Here is a 19,626-nt window from a genome sequence, read left to right on the forward strand (position 1 = left end):
GCCGCCGGGACGACGTCCCGGAGACCGCTCCCTCCGCGGGCCGGCGGCAGACGGAGCGACGACGACAGGGAGGAGCACCATCGGAAAAACCGTCAGGGACGACCGTGCGGGGAGCCGCCCCCTCCGAACATGCGCCGGGCCGTGCGGCCGGCCCGCCCCGAGCACCCGCCCATCGAGCGCAGCGAGCAGCCAATCGACGAGAACCGAGAGCCGCGGGCCCACAGCCCACAGCCCACAGCCCACAGCCCACAGCCCACAGCCCACAGCCCTGCGGAACGGAACGGAACCGCGGGGAGTTCCGTTCCGCTCACGGCGTCAGAGGCCGCTGATCGTCCCGCCGTGCTGCCGGGCGGCGACCGCCAGGTGCTCACCGACGCGGTTGACCAGCAGCGTCATCTCGTAGGCCACCTGACCGATGTCGGCATCGGCGGTGCCGAGCACGCACAGGCAGCTGCCGTCGCCTGCGGCCGTCACGAACAGCACGCCGTCGTCGAATTCGACCATGGTCTGCCGCACCCGGCCGACACCGAAGTGGTGCCCCGAGCCCTTGGCAAGGCTGTGCAGCCCGGAGGAGACGGCGGCGAGGTGTTCCGCGTCCTCCCGCGCGAGTGCTTCACTCGCCGCGGTCACCAGACCGTCATTGGACAGCACCAGGGCGTGCCGTATGTGCGGAACCCGTTTCGTCAGATCGTCCAGCAGCCAGTCGAGTTCTTTGTCGAGGGCCATGCGGTGCCTCCCCGTCGGCAGTTCGGTGCGACTTCCGTGCCAGCCTGTCCCACCTCGGCCATCTGGGCAACCCGCTGACCACGGACCGGGCGTCGCAGCGCGCGGTGCCCTCACCCATGGCACAGGATGGACCGCATGGCACACACGATGAGTCATGACGAGTGGCGCGCGTTCGTCACGCAGGGTACCCGCACCGCCAAGGTGTCGACCGTGCGGGCCGACCGGGCCCCGCACGTCGCCCCGGTGTGGTTCCTGCTGGACGGCGACGATCTGGTCTTCACCACCGGCAAGGAGACCGTCAAGGGGCGCAATCTGGCCCGTGAGCAGCGGGTGGCCATCTGCGTGGACGACGACCGGCCGCCGTTCGCGTTCGTCACTCTCACCGGACGGGCCGAGCTGAGCGAGGACCTGTCGGATCTCCGGAAGTGGGCGACGCGGATCGCCGCCCGCTACATGGGGGCGGATCACGCCGAGGAGTTCGGCACGCGGAACGCCGTGCCGGGCGAGGTGCTGGTGCGGGTGCACATCGACCGGGTCGTCGCCATGGCCGGCCTGGCCGACTAGCGAAGGGGCCGGCCGACCCACCGGACGGCCACCGCAGCGGCGGTACTATCGGCCCGGTCCGCCGGCCGCTGCCGTAGTGGCCCGACCTGCTGCTGGAGCGGCCCGGTCTGCTGGAGGGGCCCGACTGGAGCGGCCCCGTCGCCGAAACGGGACGAGCCCGGGTGGCGCGTCCTTCCGATGCCCCATGACATCACCCCGAAGCGAGAACTCCGTGGCACGCCCGGACCGTCGCAGGCGAACATGCTCGGTATGAATGACCAACCCGCGCGATGGACCGAGGCAACCGTCCACCCCGATATGTGGGCCGACCCGGACAAGGATCCCCGCAACAACGACGGCCCCGGCCCCGACGGCGAGTCGGCGACGCTGCAGGACTTCCTGACGAACTACCGCATGACCCTGCGGATGAAGTGCGAGGGCCTGGATGCGGGGCAGCTGGCCCGTCGGTCGGTTCCGCCGTCGACGATGTCGCTGCTCGGCCTGGTCCGGCACCTCGCCGAGGTGGAACGGGACTGGCGCAACTGGATCAGCGACGGCGACCCGCTGCCGAAGCTGTACGGCGAGCGTGACGCGGACTTCATCGGAGCTGTCGCCGAGCAGGCCGTGGTCGACGCCGCGTTCTCCGATCTGGAGCGTGAGCAGGCCGCGACCGACGCAGCGCTGGCCGGGCACCCCGACCTGGGCGAGCGCGTGGGGAAGGACGGGATCGCGGTCCGGGAGCTGTTGGTGCACCGGGTCGAGGAGTACGCCCGGCACTGCGGGCACGCCGACCTGTTGCGCGAGTGCGTCGACGGAAGGGTGGGCCAGTGACCGGGTCGGGATGTCACGCCCGCCCCCATCGGCGCGTCACCCCGGAGTGAAGGCCTCGGCGTGACCGGCCGGTGGTCACCTCCCCGGCAGCCCGGAACGCCACCTGCCGGCGCGCGGGAGACGAGACCCGCCCCACCTCGCTCCGCCGCACCGCTTCCCCTCTCCTGGGCGCGCCGGGCCGGCCCCCTCAGCGGATCCCGCTGCGGCCGCGGGACGGCACCGTCCCCGGCCGCTCGGGGCCCAGCGCGGAGAGGTCCTTGGTGACCAGATGCAGCCAGACCGCGGTGTTCGTCGCCCCGAGGACGGCACGGCTGTCCATGCCCGGGGTCACCGACGGGACCTCGGGCACGGCCCCGTCGGCGTTCTCCCCGCACCACCGCACCGGCCGGCCGCTGCCCAGCCGCGCGGCCAGCGCTTCGCCCTCCTCCTCGACGCGGCGCGCCACCCCGGTGAGATGTCCGCGCACCCCGGGGCCCGCGTCCAGTGCCCCGGGCGGGTAGTGCACCGTCAGGCTCTCGGCGCCGAGCACCATCTCCCGGCCGGTGCCGAACAGCGCCTGCCAGTCGACGTGCGGCAGCGCGGGGTCGGTGCGCTCGGAGGCGTACATCTCGTACGCGGCCTGGGCCAGCCCCATCGTCTGCCGGGCCGCCGCGTTGGCGGTGCGGGCCGCGGTGACGGACACCGGATCGCCCGGCGGGCCGGACACCATGTCGACCGCGGCGCGTACGGCCGCGCCGGCGCGGTCCATGAACTCCGCAGCGAGGCGGCACAGTTCAGCGGAGCTCCCCCGCGGCCAGGCGACCGTCCCGATCAGGGCCCCGACCACACCGCCCACCAGCACGTCGACGAACCGCACCTCGGCGAGCGTCCAGTTGACCGGGGACAGTTGGGCGAACGCCATCGACACCACCAGGGTGAAGAGGCCCTGGACCGCCGCCGGCCCGATCAGCGAGGCGCAGAAGGCGAAGAACATCAGCGGCGGCAGCAGCAGCCGGTAGACCACATTGTGGTCGGCCACGGCGGTCAGGACGACGGCCGCGGACGCCGCGCCGCAGAGAGTGCCGATCAGCGCCTGCCGCATCGACGTCCGGGTGTCGGCGGCGGTGCCGCGCATCAGCGTCAGGGTGGCGAGCAGGACCCAGAAGCCGTGGGTGAGCGCCAGCGGTGCCACCACCAGCCGGGCCGCGGCCAGGGCGAGAGCGGTGCGCACCGCCCCCTGCCAGTACACCGAACGGCGGGTCAGATGGGCGTGGAAGCGCCGCATCCACAGGGCGGCGGCAGACTGGCGGGCGTAGCGGAACGGTGGTGCCACCCGGCTCACCGCGGCCCGTCCCTCGGCAGCGACCCGGCTCGCGGTGACGAAGATCTGGCCGTTGAGGGCGGCCTGCCGGGCCAGGACGTCCCAGGGGGCCCGGCGCGCCCAGTCGCCTGGGTCGGTCCGCAGCGCGCCCGCCCGCTCCTCGGCCAGTGCCTTGAGGCCGTGGGCCAGCAGGGGGGCGTCCGCCGGTACGACGCCGGCGGTCAACGCGTCCGCCGTGCGGTCCAGGGTCCGCGCCACTTCGGCGAGCAGCGCGTGGCCGGCCGCGGCGGGCGGCACCGGGCGGGCGCCCGCGAGGTCCTCCAGGTGGGTGCCCAGCCGGCGCAGTGCCATGGCCGCCTGGCTGAGGGCGCGGTCGTGGGCGGAGGGCGAGGCGGGCCGCTCCAGATGGGGCAGGTGGATCGGCCGCAGCGCGTTCAGGGCCGTCAGCGCCTCGGCGGCGGCTTCCGCGTCCCGGTCTGCCGGGGCTTCGGGGGCCCGCTCCGGATCCGGGGCGGCCGGCGCCTGCCCGGTGGTGTGGCCGTGCTCCGGCGTGGTGGCCGGGTGGTGGCCGCTGTCCGGGGCGGGGTTCCGGTCCGGTGCCGGCAGCCGGCCGAGCCAGGCGGCCAGCGCGGTGGCCGCCCGGGCCAGCCGCTCCTCGTACCGGGTGGGTACCGGGTCGGGCCAGAGGAACCGCTGGGCCACCGCGAGGCCCAGGACGCCGATGGTGACACCGGTCAGCCGGGAGTCGAGCGTGTCCAGTGCGTAGGGCGGAAAGCACGGCAGGATGTAGAAGAGCTGGAGGCCGTTGGCGGTTCCGCGGAGCGCGGGTCCGGCCACTCCGGCGAAGCTGACGACGAAGCCCACCACGGCCATGCCGGCGGCCGCGGCCCAGGTGTTGCCGGCCAGCACGGTTCCGGCGGTGACGAGCACCCAGGCTGCCGGGAGGGCTCCCAGGCAGATGCGGGACTGGCGCCGGGGCGGTGGTGGCAGCCGGGACAGCGCCCCCAGTGCCACCGCCCCGAACAGCGCGTACACCGCCATCACGGCGTCGTCGAACACATAGCGGGTGAGGTAGAAGCCGATGCAGGCCACGAGCGTCACCCGCGCGGCCTGCCGGACGACGACCAGGCCCGGATCCTTGCGGCGGAGGGTGTCCAACGGCGTCACGTCAGGCCGCCCCGGATCGTCCGGCCACGGCGGTCCACGGCCGGTCCGGGGCGGATCCACGCACAGGTCATGCGCGACATTCTTCTCATACCGCACCCCGGATGCAGCCCGGCGCTCCGGTCCGGCTCCGTGCGGGTGTCGGTCCCGCATCCCGCCCCGTCCCGCGTGCCGGGGCCGCTCCCCGCGGCGCCCGTCCCCGACGGGACGCGGGCGCCGGTGCGAACCGGTGCGGCACCTCGCCTCGGTGATCCGAGGTCAGCGCGTGACGCGGGCGGCGTCAGCCCACCTCGGCGAGCAGCCGCGCGGAGTGCACCCGGCCCGCGTACTCGACCAGCCGGACCAGCACCTCCTTGCCGGAGTCCCGGTCCCGCGCGTCGCACAGCACCACCGGGGTGCCCCGTTCGAGGTCGAGGGCGCGCGACACCTCGTGGGCGCCGTACGTCCGGGCCCCGGCGAAGCAGTTGACCGCCACCACGAACGGGATGGAGCGGTGTTCGAAGAAGTCGACGGCCGGGAAGCACTCCTCCAGCCTGCGTGTGTCGGCGAGCACGACCGCGCCGAGCGCGCCGGTGGACAGCTCGTCCCACAGGAACCAGAAACGGTCCTGGCCGGGGGTGCCGAAGAGGTAGAGGGACAGGCCGGAACGGATGGTGATGCGGCCGAAGTCCAGCGCCACGGTGGTGGTGGTCTTGCGGTCGACGCCGCAGGTGTCGTCGATGTGCTGCCCGGTGGCGCTGAGCCGTTCCTCGGTGCGCAGCGGGCGTATCTCGCTCACGGAGCCGACCAGGGTGGTCTTGCCCACCCCGAAGCCGCCCGCCACGAGGATCTTCAGTGCGAGATCCGGTTCGGGGGGCTCGGCGGCGGGTGCCGCAGAACGGTCGGTGACGTCGCGGTCGGTGACGTCGCGGTCGGTGACGTCGCGGTCGGTGACGTCAGAGCGCACGGAGTCCATCGATCACTTCTCTCAGAATGTCCTGGTCGGGAAGGTGGCCCGGGGGCGAGGGCCGGCTGACGCGCAGGCAGTCGAGGGCCAGCAGGTCGCCGAGGAGCACCCGCACCACGCCCAGCGGGAGCCCGGATGCGGCGGCCAGTTCGGCGACGGAGCGGTGCCGGGAACGGCAGAGGCCGAGCAGCGTCCGGTGCTCGGGGCCGAGGCGGGCGGGGCCGGCGCCGTCGAGGGTCCGGCCGTCGGCGGTGACGTGGCTGAGCAGGTCCAGGTCCAGGTCCAGATCCAGGGCCGGGGATCCGGGCTCGGGGCGGGTCCGTCCGTCGGTCATGGCGTAGGGGCGGACGAGTGGGCCCGCCGCGGAGTCGAACCAGTGCCCGTTGTGCCGGGGTGTGCCACAGCGCGCCGGACCCGTGGGTGCCGTCAGCACCGCGGTGCCCGGGGTGGCGGGTGCGGGGCGGCGCGGCGGGCGGGGTCGGCGCGGCGGGCCGGGGTGGCCAGGTGTTCGCCCACCCGTTTGATGAGCCGGGCCATCTCGTAGGCGACCATGCCCACATCGGCGCCGACGGTGGTGAGGACGGCCAGGCAGGAGCCGTCCCCCGCGGCGGCGACGAACAGGAGGCCGCCGTCCATCTCCACCATGGTGCGGTGGACGCCGCCGGCCCGGAAGCGCCGGCCGGTCCCGGCGGCGAGGCTGTGGAACCCGGCGGCCACGGCGGCCAGGTGCTCGGCGTCCGTGCGGGTGAGCCGGTCCGTGGTGCCCACGGTCAGCCCGTCGTCGGAGAGCACCACGGCGTGCCGGATCTCCCGGATCCGGGTGGCCATGTCGTCCAGCAGCCAGTCGAGTTCACGGGTCCGGTAGGCGGCTTCGAGCCGGGCGCCGATCCGGTGGGGCTCGGTCATGGGCGGTCTCCTTCGCGGGTCGCATGGCTGCGCCGGCCGCGTGCCCAGCCCTCGGCGAAGGCCGTCATCCGGGCACGGGCCACGTCCGGGGTGCGTTCGCCGGCTCCGGCGTCGGGTTCCGTTTCCGGTTCCGGGGTGGTGCGCAACCGGGGTGCCAGGCCGGCCTGGCGGATCCGGCGGGGCAGCGCGTCGTCGGTCTCGCGGCCGGCGCGCGCGTGCTCCGGTCCGCCGGGGCGGGCGGTCGGGAGGGCCGGCTGTGCAACGGGGCCCGGTCCGGGTTTCGGATTCCGCGGTATCGGATCCGGCTGCTGCCGCTGCTCGGGCTGCGGCTCCTCTTCCCTTTCCTCTTCTGGTTCCGGTTCCGGTTCTTCTTCTGGTTCCGGTTCCGGTTGCAGGAGTGCTCGGGGCACCAGGACGACGGCGGTGGTGCCGCCGTACGCGGAGGGGCGCAGCGAGACCTTCACTCCGTGCCGTGCGGCCAGCCGGCTCACCACGAACAGTCCCAGCCGGTCGCTGTCGAAGAGGTCCGCCGCATCCGGCGTGCCGAGGCGCCGGTTGGCCGCCGCCAGGGCTTCTCGGCCCATGCCGAGCCCCCGGTCCTCGACCTCGAGCGCGCAGCCGGTGCCGACCGGTTCACCGCTGACCCGGACCCGGGTGTTCGGGGGAGAGAACTGGGCGGCGTTCTCGATGAGTTCGGCGAGCAGATGGCGCAGGCCGGAGGCCGCGGCGCCGGAGACGGATATCTCGGGCAACGGCCCCGGCTCCACTCGGGCTCCGTCCTCGGTTTCGGACACGGCGGCACGCACGACCGCGGGCAGCGGTACGGGCAGCCGTCCGGTCCGTCCCGGGGCGGCGCCCGCGAGGACGATGAGGCTCTCCGCGTGCCGGCGCATCCGGGTGGTGAGCTGGTCGAGACGGATCAGCTCACCACGGGTGTCGGGGTCCCCCGCGCACCGCTCCATGCAGTCCAGCAAGGCAAGTTGGCGGTGCACCAGGACCTGGCTGCGCCGGGCGAGGCCGACGAGGACGCCGGACACCGCCCCGGCGAGCTCGGCCCGTTCGGCGGCGGCGCAGAGCGCCTCCCGGTGGACGCTCTCCAGGGCGGCACGGACCTGGGCGATCTCGTCGTCGGCGGCGGGGGCCACGGTGTCCGCCGGGGCCGGCGGTGTCTCGGTGGGGATGTCGATCGACTCGCCGTCCCGGATACGCCGGATCGCCTCGGGCAGGGTGCCGTGGGCGAGTTCGCGTGCGCTGTCCCGGAGCGCGCCGAGCTGCGTGACCAGGCCCCGGCCGAACCGCAGGGCGACGGCGAGGGAGACGAGCAGGGCGCACAGCCCGGCGGACGCCGCGATTCCGTCCGGACCGGTGAGCGCCCGGACGACCGGATCGCCCTGTCCGGCCGCCGGGGGCCTGACGGCTCGCTCCAACGCGGCCAGTGCGCCGTCCAGTTCGCGGTGCGGGGCCTCCCAGGCGGCGGCCGGTGCGGCGGCGGCCGCCGCCCGTCCGGGGTCGGCGCCCAGCACCTGGTCCTCCACCGCACGCACCTCGGCGTGGGCGCCGCTGCGGGCGACCGCGGCCCACTGCCGGGAAGCGGTCGCGCCCAGGCCGGCGACAGCTGTCGCCTCGTAGGCGCGGCGGGTGGCGACGGCGCCGGTGAACTGCCGGTAGGCGGCGCCGTTCAGCGAGCGGGCCGGGCCGGCCGCGGCGAGCAAGGCGTCCTCCCGGGCGAGCTGTTCCCGGGAGCGGGAGAGCGCCGCCGCGGCGCGTTCCCGCGAGGTCGGGCGGGCGCCGGTGAGCGCCTGCTCGGCGGTGAGCGCGGCGTCGATGACCTCGGTGTACGCCCCGTAGACCGCGTCGCGGCTCTCCCGCCCGGGACCGGCGGTGCGGGCGTCGGCCAGTCCGCCGGCCAGGATGACGAAGGCGACGACGCGGCGGGCCGCCCTCGGGGGCAGACCGTCCGCCACGGTGCGGCCGCCGTCGAGGCGGAGGCGGCCGACCGCCCGGTCCGTGCGCCGGGCGTGCTCCTCGACCGCACCGGCCGCGCCCTGCTCCCCGCCGGCGAGCCGTCGCAGGGCGGCGCTCCGCTCGCCCTGCAGCGCGGCAACGGCGTCGGTGATCGGCGCGCGGACCCGGGTGTCCGCCTCCCGGGCTTCGTGGAGCCGTACGGCGTCCCGGACCACGCCGGCGGTGACGAGGACCCACAGGGCGAGCAGCGCGGCGACGGGCACGGTGACCGTCCAGGCGATCCGCGCCCGTACGGTCCGGGGACGCAGCCTCCGCGGGCCGCCGGAGGACCGGCGCCCGGCGCGCCGCGTCGGGGGCCGGTAGGCCGACGGGCCGGTGGGGGCGGCGCTCCGTTCACCGGCCGGAGGCGGATCGTCCGGCCCGCCGGCTGGTGCACCGGCCGGCTCCGGCGTGGCCTCCGCGTTCCCGGAGCTCTCGCCGCTCTCGTCCCGGATCGCGGCGTCCCGGATCGCGGCGTCCCGGGTGCGCTCACTGCCGGTGTGCCGGTCGGAGGTCCCGGCTCCGATGCTTCCGGTCGCCGGGAGGCCGGTCCGGCGCCGTGCTCGGCGGATCATCCGGCTCCCCGGACGGGCCGGCGGGCGGCGACGGGCGCAGCGCACGCCCGGTCCGCCGGGGCGGGGCGGGCGGCGCGGGCCGGCGGAGGCGTGGGGGCGGGCCGCCCGGAGGCGGCATGGTCCTGGTGTCCCATGGCCCGGGACGCTAGTCCGGAACGGGGCGGCCACCGGGGGAACGTTTCGGAACCGCACGCAATATGACAGGGACACGCTGCCGAACGATCAGTCCGTGCTCGAACATGCGCACCACGCCTCCCCGTGATCCGTCCCCAGCACGGGTGAACACGGGGCCGCCGCGCGGGATCATGGCGGCATGGACGACGACGCACACGCGCACATCCGGGAATTCTTCGCCACCCGGGCCGACGGCTGGGACGACCGCTTCCCCGACGACGGCTCGGCCTACGCCGCCGCGGTGGCCGAGCTCGGGCTGCACGAGGGGGACGCCGTGCTCGACGCCGGCTGCGGTACGGGGCGGGCGCTCCCCGCGCTGCGGAACGCCGTGGGCCCCACCGGGACCGTGCTGGGCGCCGACCTCACCCCCGAGATGCTCCGCGCCGCCGTCCGGGCCGGCCGGGACCGGTACGGGCTGCCGGCGGTCGCGGACGTGGCCCGGCTGCCGCTGCGCGGCGCCGCCCTCGACGCGGTGTTCGCCGCCGGCCTGATCTCCCATCTGCCCGACGCCGGATCCGGACTGCGGGAACTGGCCCGGGTGGTGCGCCCCGGGGGCCGGCTCGCGCTCTTCCACCCGCTCGGGCGGGCGGCGCTCGCCGCCCGGCACGGCCGGACACCGTCCCCGGACGATCCCCGGGCCGAACCCCGCCTCCGGCCGCTGCTGGCCGGCGCGGGCTGGGAGCTGACCGCGTACACCGACGAGGACACCCGCTTCCTGGCGCTCGCGGTGCGCCGCCCCGCCGGCTGAGGACCGGAGCGAGCCGGGATCTTTCTCTGTTCGAAGACGCTCCAACTGTACGAATCCGGGGCACACTTGAAAGATCGGAAATGCCGTCCGACCGGGGAGAGGTGGTCCGCGTGCTGCGCAGACTTCGCAAGCTGATCGCACCGGCGAGACGCGGGGAGCGGCCTGCGCGGCCCGCGCCCCGTGGGCACAACCTCTTCGAAGCCGCCGCCGTGTACGTGGCGGCGGGCATCGAGGACGACGAGAACCGGCTCACCGAAGCGGCCGGCTGGGTCTCACCGGAAGCGCTGTCGTTCGGGGTGAACGAGCTCGCCCAGCGGGCCGTACTGGCTCTCGCGCGCGAGCGGCGCACCTCACCGCAGACCGTGGCGCGGGACCTGCTGGGCCTCCCCGTCGGCTGACGCGGCAGGCCGGAAGAGCCCGCCCCGGCGTGGACGGGCTCTCGACGGCGGGGCGTGCCACTGGCTAGGGTGCGCGCACCACGAGCCGGAGAATCGCAGACCAAGGGGAGGGTGGCCGTGTCCGTGACCGAGGACGCCCGGGACACCGACGACGCGTTGTTCGTACTGACCGCGGTGCTGCTCACCCCCGCACAGTTCCCGAGCGTGCTCGGCGACGACTATCCGGAGGCGTGTGCCGTACTCGGTCTGGAGCCGTTCGAGGACGGCTACGGCCTGGTGCTCGGACAGGACGGCGACGGGGCGCGGTGGACCGTGACCGTCGACGACGTGTCCCTCGTCGCCTGCGCCATCGCCGCCTGGGACTGCGGCATGGAGTACGACCTGTCGCCCGACGAGCGGACCGTGGTGGCCGCCCTGCCCGGCTGGCCGCTGGCCGTGGCGGTCGCCGCGCCGGGTGTGCCCGCCCCGCACGATCCGGCTCCCGACCCGGAGCTGGGCCTGGACCGACCGCCGCTCAGCCCGCCGGACGCCGGGCAGTGGGGGCCGGCCCAGCGGCGGCTCGGGGCGGACGAGATCGCTCTGCAGTGGGCCGTCTGGCGGGAGCAGGTGGACGAGGACGTCGAGTTCGTGCAGCCGGGCGAGTCCTCGGAGGGGCAGCAGCACAGCGGGGTGCGCGCGGTCCTGGAACAGGCCCACGCCTATCTGGAGTCCCCTCCGCCGCCCGGGCGGATCCGGTCGGCGTTCGCCGCGGGCGGCGCGCGCACCCTGCGCGTCGAAGGTCCGGGCTGGAGCATGGTCGCCCGCACCGACGACATCGCGTTCGTGCTGCTGGACGACGAGCCGGGCGAGATCCTGCCGGTGGGCCGGGGCCCCGAGCTGCCCGGGCTGCTCAAGGCCCTCGACGACCTGGCCGTACGGCCGTCCTGACCGTCCTCGGCCCCGCCCCTCGCTCTCCCGGCCGGTGGCCCGGATCCGCGAGGGGGTGACCGTCCGCCGTGATCAGCGGTTCAGTTCCTTGCGGCTCACCCGGCGCAGCCGGCGGCGCTGCGAGGAGTCGAGCAGCAGGTACGCGCCCACGGGTACACCCACCATGACCAGCACCGCGGCCCAGAACGGCAGCAGCCAGATCAGCACGACCCCCAGGGCCACGCCCCCGATGGCCACCTTCGCATTCCTCGACATCTCCGACGCCTCCTTCACCGGCGACCGCCGCGGTCACCTGAGAGCCGCAGTCACTGGTGAGAACGGGCACCTGCACGCCACAGTTCCACCGCCCCGCGGCCGCCTGTCACCAGTGTCCCTCGCCGAGGGCCGGGACGCCGACCCTTTGCTTCGTCGCTCCGGCGCCCGGGCGGAGGAGGTTCGGCCCCGCCCCGGTGTGCGGGCCGTTTCCCGGCGCAGGGCGGCCGGCACCGGCGCGTAGGGGCGTCCCGGTGCGCGCGCCGGGCCGGGCGCCACGGACCGGGTGCGCGCGCGGGCCCGGGCCACGGACCGGAGGCCCGCGCCCGGACCCGGCGGGCCCGTCCCGGCGTGCACGAGCGACGGCCGGTCCCGCTCCCCCGCCGAGCGCCCCGCGCCTCAGCGCTCCAGCACGAGCGCGATGCCCTGGCCGACCCCGATGCACAGGGCCGCCAGCCCCGTTCCCGATCCGGCGGCGGCGAGCTGGTGGGCGACCGAACCGGCCAGCCGGGCGCCGGACGCCCCGAGCGGGTGGCCGATGGCGATGGCGCCGCCGCGCGGGTTGACGATCTCCGGGTCGAGGTCGGGCCACTCCGCGAGGCAGCCGAGCGCCTGCGCCGCGAACGCCTCGTTGAGCTCGACGGTGTGCAGGCCGGAGAAGTCCCGGCCCGCGCGGCCGAGGGCCCGTCGCACCGCTTCGACCGGGCCCAGGCCGAAGTACTGCGGCTCGATGCCGGTGACGGCGGAGGCCCGGACCCGGGCGAGGGGCTCCCGGCCGGTGGCCCGCAGCCCCGCGTCGTCGACCAGCAGGAGCGCCGCGGCGCCGTCGTTGAGCGGTGAGGAGTTGCCCGCGGTGACGGTGCCGTCGGGGCGGAAGGCGGGCTTCAGCTTCGCCAGGGCCGCCGGCGAGGTGGTGTCCCGGATGCATTCGTCCCGGGTCAGGTCGACGCCCTCGTACGGCACGGTCTCCGCGTCGTACGCGCCGTCCTTCCAGGCGCGGGCCGCCTTCTCGTGGCTGGCGAGCGCGAACGCGTCCTGCGCCTCGCGGCTGATCCGGTGCCGGTCGGCGACGAGTTCGGCCCCCTCGCCCAGCGGAACCGTCCACTCCTGCGGCATGCGGGGATTGGTCATCCGCCAGCCGAGCGTGCTGGAGTACAGCTCCTGGTGGCCCGCGGGGAAGGCGCGCTCCGGCTTCTGCAGGACCCAGGGCGCCCTGCTCATGGACTCCACTCCCCCGGCGAGGACGACCGAGGCGTCACCGACCGCGATGGCGCGGGCGGCCTGGAGGACGGCCTCCAGCCCGGATCCGCACAGCCGGTTGACGGTGGTGCCCGGGACGGTGACGGGCAGGCCGGCGAGCAGCACGGCCATGCGGGCGACGTCGCGGTTGTCCTCCCCGGCGCCGTTGGCGTCGCCGAAGTACACGTCGTCGATGCGGTCCGGTTCGAGTCCGGGGGTCCGGTCCACGAGCGAGCGCACCACATGGGCGGCGAGGTCGTCGGGGCGCACCCCGGAGAGCGCACCGCCGTACTTGCCGATCGGGGTGCGAACGGCGTCCACGATCCAGACGTCACGCAGACGGTCGGTCATCCAGTGCTCCTTCCGGCGGCCTCGGGGGCGCACGGGGCGGTGAGTCCGCGGTGAACGGCTGATGCGGTTGTTCCTCCTGCTCGCGCAGCGAGTTTCCGTCCGGTCCGGGAGCATGTCAACGGCCCGCCGGGCCGCCCCGGTGCCGGGAGGACGTCCCGGCACCGGGGCCGTGGCGGCAGCAGGAGCGCTCCCGGGGCCGCGGTGGGACTGCGGCAACGTCCGGGGCCGCCGGCGGCGCCGCGGCCTCAGCGTGGGAAGACCTCGAAGGCCACCGCCGGCCGCCCGCCGAACCGGGCCGCCGCCGCGTCCGTGGCGCCCCTCAGGAAGGTGCGGCAGTACGTCTCCGGATCCTCGTCCGTCAGTGCCTCGATATAGGTGCGGTGCGCGAGGAGGGACCGCACCCCGCGGTCGATCCCGGCGGTCACGTCGACGGCGTGGGTGGGGTGCCGGGAGCCGGTGACGGCCACCCAGCGCACTCCGTTCCACGGCACCAGCCCCTCCTCGATCAGCTCCGGGAAGATCCACCGGTTCCCCGCGTCGGCGGCGGCGTCGAGCACGGCACGACCCACCGCACGGTGGTCGGGGGTGTTCCAGTAGGTGCCGCCCCAGGTGTCGTGATGATTGAGGGTCAGGACCAGGTGCGGGCGGTGCCGGCGGATGGCCGCCGCGAAGTCGCGCCGCAGCGCGGTGCCGTACTCGACGACCCCGTCCGGGTGGCCGAGGAACTCGACCGAGCTCACGCCCACGACGGCCGCGCTGTCCCGCTGTTCCCGCTCCCGGAGCGGCGCGCACCGGTCGGGCTCCAGGCCGTCGATGCCGGCTTCGCCCCGGGTGGCCAGCAGGTAGGACACCTCGGCGCCGCGGTCGGTCCAGGTCGCGACCGCGGCGGCCGCGCCGTACTCCAGGTCGTCGGGGTGAGCGACGATCGCCAGGGCGCGTTCCCAGTCGGTGGGCAACGGCTCGAGCTGCTCGGTCATCGGCGCCTCCAGGTGCGAACGGGCGGTTTCGTACGGATCTGTTGTCGAACCCAGCCTCGCAGGCCACGATGGATCCAGCCGCTCCGACATCCGCAGACCGTCCGGTCCGGCAGCGCGAAACCGGCCGGGACGGCGCACCAGTCCGGGAAGGACGCCTTGGCCAATCCGTGGGTCGCCCTGGAAGCGGGCGCCGACTGCACCGAACGGGCCGCCGCCGTGCGCCGGGCCCATGATGTCTTCACCTCGGCCGGCGCCGTGGGCCGTCCCGTGCGGTCCGTCGTCGCCGAGTCCTGGCGGCGGTCGGCCCGGGCCCGGGTCAGCCCCGATGCCACCGCCGCGGTCGAACTCTCCGACGGCGCCCTGGGCCTGCACCGGGAGGCGCATCCGCTCGCCCGGGTGATGCCGCTGTTCCGGGAACTGATGGGGACGTTCGCGGTGGACGGAGAGCATCTGCTGGCGGTCTGCGACGCCGAGGGCAGGCTGCTGTGGGTGGAGGGCCATGCCTCCGCGCGGCGCCGGGCGGGCCGGATGAACTTCGTCCCCGGAGCGCGCTGGGCGGAATCGGCGATGGGAACCAACGCTCCGGGCACGGCCGTCGCGGTGGACCGTCCGGTTCAGGTGTTCGCCGCGGAGCACTTCAGCCGTACCGTGCAGACGTGGACCTGTGCGGCGGCCCCGGTGCACGACCCGCGGACGGGGCGGCTGCTCGGCGCGGTGGACATCACCGGCGGCGACCGGCTCGCCCACCCGCACAGTCTGGCCTTCGTGCAGGCCGTGGCGCGGGCCGCCGAGTCCCAGCTCGCCCTGCTCGCGCCGGAGCCGGGCGGACCGCCGGCCCTGGAGCTGAGCGCACTCGGCCGGGACGAGGCACTGCTGGTGCACGGTGGCCGGAAGCTGCGGCTGAGCCGCCGGCACAGCGAGATCGCGGTGCTGCTCAGCTGTCATCCGCAGGGGCTCACCGGGGACGAACTGCTGCTCGCCCTGTACGAGGACGAGACGGTGACGCCGGTGACGCTGCGCGCCGAGATGTCCCGGCTCCGGCGCACCGTGGGCGAGGACGTGCTGGGGTCCCGTCCCTACCGGTGGACCGTGCCGGTGGAGGCCGATTTCGAGACGGTTCTGCGGCGGCTGGGCTCCAGCACCCCGGCCTCGGCCATGGACTGCTACGAGGGGCCGCTGCTGCCGGGGTCCGCCGCCCCGGCGGTGGCAGCGCTGCGCGCCCGGATCCAGGGGCAGTTGCGGGCCGCGCTGCTCACCGGGCGCGACCCGGAGCTGCTGGGGGCCTGGACGGGCAGCCCGTGGGGCGCCGACGACCTGGAGGCCTGGAGCGCTCTCGCCGCGGCTCTCCCGCCGGGGGCCGCCCGGACCGCAGTGGTGCTGGCGCGGCTGCGGGAGCTGGACGCCGGGCTGCGGGCACCGGGTGACGAACACGCCGACAGCGCAACGTGGTTGCAACCTCGCTGTCAGTAGCCTGGGCGCGGACGCCGTCCGACGACGGGCGGCACGACTCCCGGGAGGCCACCGAGATGACCTTGTACTCCGCACCCGGCACGGACGGCGCGAAAGTCTCCTTCCAGTCCCGATACGACCACTGGATCGGCGGCGCGTACGTCCCGCCCGCACGGGGCCAGTACTTCGAGAACCCGTCTCCGGTCAACGGCCGGACCTTCACCGAGGTGGCCCGCGGCACGGCGGAGGACGTCGAGGCGGCGCTCGACGCGGCGCACGCCGCGGCACCCGCCTGGGGCCGCACGGCGCCGGCCGAGCGCGCGGGCATCCTGCTGCGCATCGCCGACCGGATGGAGGAGCATCTGGAGGAGCTGGCGGTCGCCGAGAGCTGGGAGAACGGCAAGCCGATCCGGGAGACCCTGGCCGCCGACATCCCGCTCGCCGTCGACCACTTCCGCTACTTCGCCGGCGCGCTGCGCGCTCAGGAGGGCGGCCTCAGCGAGGTCGACGACGACACGGTGGCGTACCACTTCCACGAGCCGCTGGGCGTGGTGGCCCAGATCATCCCGTGGAACTTCCCGATCCTGATGGCCGTGTGGAAGCTGGCTCCGGCGCTGGCCGCCGGGAACGCGGTCGTCCTCAAGCCGGCCGAGCAGACCCCGGCGTCCGTCCACGTCTGGCTGAACCTGGTCGCCGACCTGCTGCCGCCGGGCGTGGTGAACATCGTCAACGGCTTCGGTGTGGAGGCCGGCAAGCCGCTCGCCTCCAGCCCCCGGGTCGCGAAGATCGCCTTCACCGGCGAGACCACGACGGGCCGGCTGATCATGCAGTACGCCAGTGAGAACATCAAGCCGGTCACCCTCGAACTGGGCGGCAAGAGCCCGAACATCTTCTTCGACGACGTCTCGGCCTCCGACGACGACTTCCTCGACAAGGCGCTGGAGGGCTTCACCATGTTCGCCCTCAACCAGGGCGAGGTGTGCACCTGCCCGTCGCGGGCGCTCATCCAGCAGGGCCACTACCAGGAGTTCCTGGAGGCGGCGGTGGCCCGCACCGAGAAGATCGTGCCCGGCCACCCGCTGGACACGGACACGATGATCGGGGCCCAGGCCTCCAACGACCAGCTCCAGAAGATCCTCTCGTATCTCGACATCGGCCGGCAGGAAGGCGCCAAGGTCCTGACCGGCGGCGGAGTCGCCGAACTCGGCGGCGAGCTGGCGGACGGCTTCTACGTCCAGCCGACGATCTTCGAGGGCGGCAACCACATGCGGATCTTCCAGGAGGAGATCTTCGGCCCGGTCGTGTCGGTCACCTCGTTCACCGACTTCTCCGACGCCATGAAGATCGCCAACGACACGCTCTACGGCCTGGGCGCCGGGGTGTGGACCCGCGACATCAACACCGCCTACCGGGCGGGCCGGACGATCCAGGCGGGCCGGGTCTGGACGAACTGTTACCACGCCTACCCGGCCCACGCGGCGTTCGGCGGCTACAAGCAGTCGGGCATCGGGCGCGAGACGCACAAGATGATGCTGGAGCACTACCAGCAGACGAAGAACTTGCTGGTGAGCTACTCGGCGAAGAAGCTGGGGTTCTTCTAGACACCGGAAGAGGGCGTCTGGCCGGAGAAGACGCCGGGCAGGCGCCCATTTTCCCCGTCAGTCCGAGGGGATCGACGGTTCCCGGACGTTCTGTCCGCTGACATACCAGGCGGCAATCTGCGCACGTGAGCTGAACCCGAGCTTGGTGAGGATGCGTTGCACGTGTCCCTCGGCCGTGCGGGGGGCGATGACCAGGCGCGCCGCGATCTCCTTGTTGGTCAGGCCCTCGGAGACCAGCTGGGCGATCTGCCGTTCCCTGGGCGTCAAGTCCGCCCCTTCACCGTTCGCCTGCCGTGGCTCGCCGGTCGCGGGCGCTGTTCCGAGCGCGTAGTCGACCGCTGCCCGTTCGGGCAGGTCGCGGCCGCGCTGGAACGCGGCGTCGTAGCGGTCGTCGCCCAGGGCCGCGCGGACCGTGCCGATGTGCTGATGGTGCACCACTCCCACCGGGTGAAAGTAGTCCGGTGATGTGCCGACCGTCCGCCACATGGTGGCGGCGGCACCGCTCAGGGTCGCTGCCCGGACATGGCGCGCCTGACGTTCGCTCACCCAGGCGAGGATTTCGAAGGCGAAGGCCATCAGGACCTTGGCGCTCACCCGGCGGCGCAGGTTCAGGGCCTCGCGCGCTGCCGCTTCCGCGTGCGCCAGGTCGTGGTCGAGCTCGACGAAGGAGAGGGCCAGGAGTGCCCAGGCGCGCCAGACCACCTCTCCGCGCTGGACGCTGGTGGCTACCGCTTCCTCGAGGAGGGCCAGGCCCCGCTCGCGCTGCCCCGTGCGCCCGAGGATGAATCCATGGAGGGACATCGCGAGGAGCTTGCCGCTGAGTTCGTCCCCCGAGCTGAATCCGGACACGGCGTCGGCGGTGAGCAGTGCCGCTTTCTCGATGTCTCCTGAGGATGCGGCTTTCACCCCCTCCACGAGGGTCACGTACGCGCTTTGCTCCGTGAGGCCGAGCCTTCCGGCCGCCTCGGCGGCCTCGGCGAGCTGCGCCTGCGCGGCGTCGACGTCACCTTGCAGCAGCGCGACCCAGGCGTTTCGACGCAACGCCGCGGTGCGCTCCGGAGAAGGCTCGGAGCTTGCCGCCAGCGCTTGATCGAGCCAGTGGCGCGTCACGCTGTTGAAGCCCTGGGCGCCCAGATAGGTTCCCAGTTTGTCCGCCAGGCGCAGCGCGAGGACGGCGTCACCGGGCTGGGTGAGGCAGAAGTTGAGAGCCTCCCGCAGGTTGGCGTGCTCGCGCCTCAGCCGCAGAATCCAGGAATCCTGATCCGGTCCCATCCAATCGGCCTGGAATTGCTCCACCATGCGGGCGTACCAGTCACGATGGCGACGGTGGACGGCGCCGTACTCGTCGGCCGCCACAAGCCGGGCCTCGCCGTATTCGCGTATCGTCTCCAGCATCCGATAGCGAACGCAGCCGTCACGCTCGTCGCGGATCAGGATGGATTTGTCGACGAGGGAGAGGACGATGTTCCGTATCTCCTCCGGCGCCGTCCCGTCACCGGCGCCGACATATTCGATGCCGTCCAGGTCGAAGCTGCCGGAGAATGCCGATGCCCGAGCCCACAGCTGTTGCTCGGGCCGCGAGCACAGGTCGTAGCTCCAGTCGATCAGCGCTTGCAGCGTGCGTTGCCGGGTGGGTGCGTTCCGCGGGCTGACGGTGAGCAGGCGATAGCGTTCGGACAGGCGCTCCTCGATCTGACCGAGAGACAGTGCGCGCAGCCACACCGTGGCCAGCTCGATCGCCAGCGGGATTCCGTCGAGCGCGCGACACAGCCGGGCGATGGCCGCGCAGTCCTGGCTCTGGAGACGGAACCCGGGCAGAACGGCTCCGGCGCGATCGACGAACAGCTGCACCGAGTCGTACTGCGTCAGCGCATCCGGCGACGGCACGGCTTCCGGGCTGGGTATCGGCAGCGGAGGAACCACCAGTGTCGTCTCGCCGTACACGCCGAGCGACTGCCGACTCGTCGCCAGGATCCGCACCTGGGGACATGAGCGGAGGACGGCATCGATGAACAGCGCACAGTCGTCGATCAGATGCTCACAGTTGTCGAGCGTGAGCAGCAGCTCGCGGGAACCGAGGTACGCGACCATCATGTCGATCGTTGTGCGCGAGGGTTGGTCGTGCAGGCCGAGTTGCGCCGCCACCGTGTGCGCGAACAGAGAGGAATCGCGCAATTCAGCCAGTTCGACGAAGCGCACGCCGTCCCGGAAACCCCGTCGCATGGCGGCGGCCACGTGCAGGGCAAGGCGAGTCTTTCCCACCCCTCCGGGGCCGGTGAGCGTCAAGAGCCTTGAGTTCGCCAGCAGTCGTTTGGCATCGGTCACCTGCTGCCGCCGGCCGACGAAACTGGTGACGTCAACCGGAAGGGTTTCGACACCCTCCAGGACGCTGGGCCGAGCTCCGGAAGTCATACTTCCGGAGATTAATCGACCCCTGAACGGGATAAAAATCTACTAGAAAGTAGTTTGGGATAGTGAGTTTGAGCCGGTCCGGGGGATGCTGACGCCGGAGAGC

The 19,626-nt window shown here is 73.8% G+C and carries 17 protein-coding genes; 7 read left to right on the top strand and 10 right to left on the bottom strand.

Annotated features, from left to right (window positions below; translation table 11 throughout):
- Positions 1 to 315: 315 nt before the first annotated feature.
- Complete coding sequence (locus ACFYYR_RS20045; RefSeq protein WP_388854883.1) at positions 316 to 726, bottom strand: roadblock/LC7 domain-containing protein; 411 nt, start codon at positions 724 to 726, stop codon at positions 316 to 318.
- 135 nt (positions 727 to 861) lie between these two features.
- Here ACFYYR_RS20045 and ACFYYR_RS20050 point away from each other — a divergent pair, with 135 nt between their 5' ends.
- Both ACFYYR_RS20050 and ACFYYR_RS20055 read left to right on the top strand, forming a co-directional pair.
- Positions 862 to 1,290 (top strand): PPOX class F420-dependent oxidoreductase, encoded by a 429-nt coding sequence (locus ACFYYR_RS20050; RefSeq protein WP_388854886.1) that lies wholly within the window; start codon positions 862 to 864, stop codon positions 1,288 to 1,290.
- 240 nt (positions 1,291 to 1,530) lie between these two features.
- On the top strand, positions 1,531 to 2,100 hold the full coding sequence (locus ACFYYR_RS20055; protein WP_388854889.1) for a DinB family protein: 570 nt from the start codon (positions 1,531 to 1,533) through the stop codon (positions 2,098 to 2,100).
- Between the two features lie 187 nt (positions 2,101 to 2,287).
- Here the strand turns inward: ACFYYR_RS20055 and ACFYYR_RS20060 are convergent, their stop codons facing one another.
- The 5 genes from ACFYYR_RS20060 to ACFYYR_RS20080 all read right to left on the bottom strand — a co-directional run bounded on the left by ACFYYR_RS20060 (position 2,288) and on the right by ACFYYR_RS20080 (position 8,995).
- The gene (locus tag ACFYYR_RS20060; RefSeq protein ID WP_388854892.1) at positions 2,288 to 4,567 is read right to left on the bottom strand and encodes an FUSC family protein; all 2,280 of its coding nucleotides are present in this window, start codon (positions 4,565 to 4,567) and stop codon (positions 2,288 to 2,290) included.
- A 277-nt stretch (positions 4,568 to 4,844) separates the two neighbouring features.
- Positions 4,845 to 5,519, bottom strand: coding sequence for an ATP/GTP-binding protein (locus ACFYYR_RS20065; RefSeq protein ID WP_388854895.1), 675 nt, complete (start codon positions 5,517 to 5,519; stop codon positions 4,845 to 4,847).
- A complete protein-coding gene (locus ACFYYR_RS20070; RefSeq protein WP_388854898.1) occupies positions 5,500 to 5,844 on the bottom strand; it encodes a DUF742 domain-containing protein in 345 nt (114 codons plus the stop codon). Before ACFYYR_RS20070 ends, ACFYYR_RS20065 begins: the two co-directional genes overlap by 20 nt.
- 92 nt (positions 5,845 to 5,936) lie before the next feature.
- The gene (locus ACFYYR_RS20075) at positions 5,937 to 6,416 is read right to left on the bottom strand and encodes a roadblock/LC7 domain-containing protein (protein WP_388854902.1); all 480 of its coding nucleotides are present in this window, start codon (positions 6,414 to 6,416) and stop codon (positions 5,937 to 5,939) included.
- A complete protein-coding gene (locus ACFYYR_RS20080; protein ID WP_388854905.1) occupies positions 6,413 to 8,995 on the bottom strand; it encodes a nitrate- and nitrite sensing domain-containing protein in 2,583 nt (860 codons plus the stop codon). Before ACFYYR_RS20080 ends, ACFYYR_RS20075 begins: the two co-directional genes overlap by 4 nt.
- Positions 8,996 to 9,308: 313 nt before the next feature.
- Between ACFYYR_RS20080 and ACFYYR_RS20085 the strand changes: the two genes are divergently transcribed.
- The 3 genes from ACFYYR_RS20085 to ACFYYR_RS20095 all read left to right on the top strand — a co-directional run bounded on the left by ACFYYR_RS20085 (position 9,309) and on the right by ACFYYR_RS20095 (position 11,242).
- On the top strand, positions 9,309 to 9,917 hold the full coding sequence (locus ACFYYR_RS20085) for a class I SAM-dependent methyltransferase (protein WP_388854908.1): 609 nt from the start codon (positions 9,309 to 9,311) through the stop codon (positions 9,915 to 9,917).
- A 110-nt stretch (positions 9,918 to 10,027) separates the two neighbouring features.
- Positions 10,028 to 10,315, top strand: coding sequence for a hypothetical protein (locus ACFYYR_RS20090; protein ID WP_388854911.1), 288 nt, complete (start codon positions 10,028 to 10,030; stop codon positions 10,313 to 10,315).
- Between the two features lie 117 nt (positions 10,316 to 10,432).
- On the top strand, positions 10,433 to 11,242 hold the full coding sequence (locus ACFYYR_RS20095) for a hypothetical protein (protein ID WP_388854914.1): 810 nt from the start codon (positions 10,433 to 10,435) through the stop codon (positions 11,240 to 11,242).
- 72 nt (positions 11,243 to 11,314) lie between these two features.
- Here ACFYYR_RS20095 and ACFYYR_RS20100 read toward each other — a convergent pair whose 3' ends face one another.
- From ACFYYR_RS20100 to ACFYYR_RS20110, 3 genes are all read right to left on the bottom strand, one after another.
- On the bottom strand, positions 11,315 to 11,497 hold the full coding sequence (locus ACFYYR_RS20100; RefSeq protein ID WP_388854917.1) for a hypothetical protein: 183 nt from the start codon (positions 11,495 to 11,497) through the stop codon (positions 11,315 to 11,317).
- Positions 11,498 to 11,893: 396 nt separating this feature from the next.
- Positions 11,894 to 13,084, bottom strand: coding sequence for a thiolase family protein (locus tag ACFYYR_RS20105; RefSeq protein ID WP_388854920.1), 1,191 nt, complete (start codon positions 13,082 to 13,084; stop codon positions 11,894 to 11,896).
- 245 nt (positions 13,085 to 13,329) lie between these two features.
- Complete coding sequence (locus ACFYYR_RS20110) at positions 13,330 to 14,061, bottom strand: PIG-L deacetylase family protein (RefSeq protein WP_388854923.1); 732 nt, start codon at positions 14,059 to 14,061, stop codon at positions 13,330 to 13,332.
- A gap of 156 nt (positions 14,062 to 14,217) precedes the next feature.
- Between ACFYYR_RS20110 and ACFYYR_RS20115 the strand changes: the two genes are divergently transcribed.
- Positions 14,218 to 15,531 (top strand): GAF domain-containing protein, encoded by a 1,314-nt coding sequence (locus ACFYYR_RS20115; protein ID WP_388854926.1) that lies wholly within the window; start codon positions 14,218 to 14,220, stop codon positions 15,529 to 15,531.
- Positions 15,532 to 15,587: 56 nt separating this feature from the next.
- Complete coding sequence (gene adh, locus ACFYYR_RS20120) at positions 15,588 to 17,111, top strand: aldehyde dehydrogenase (protein ID WP_388854929.1); 1,524 nt, start codon at positions 15,588 to 15,590, stop codon at positions 17,109 to 17,111.
- A gap of 57 nt (positions 17,112 to 17,168) precedes the next feature.
- On the opposite strand, the gene ACFYYR_RS20125 is transcribed toward adh, so the two are convergent.
- On the bottom strand, positions 17,169 to 19,523 hold the full coding sequence (locus ACFYYR_RS20125; protein ID WP_388854932.1) for an ATP-binding protein: 2,355 nt from the start codon (positions 19,521 to 19,523) through the stop codon (positions 17,169 to 17,171).
- Positions 19,524 to 19,626: the final 103 nt, after the last annotated feature.

This window comes from Streptomyces sp. NPDC001922 (genome assembly GCF_042891165.1).
In the GTDB taxonomy this organism is placed as follows: domain Bacteria; phylum Actinomycetota; class Actinomycetes; order Streptomycetales; family Streptomycetaceae; genus Streptomyces.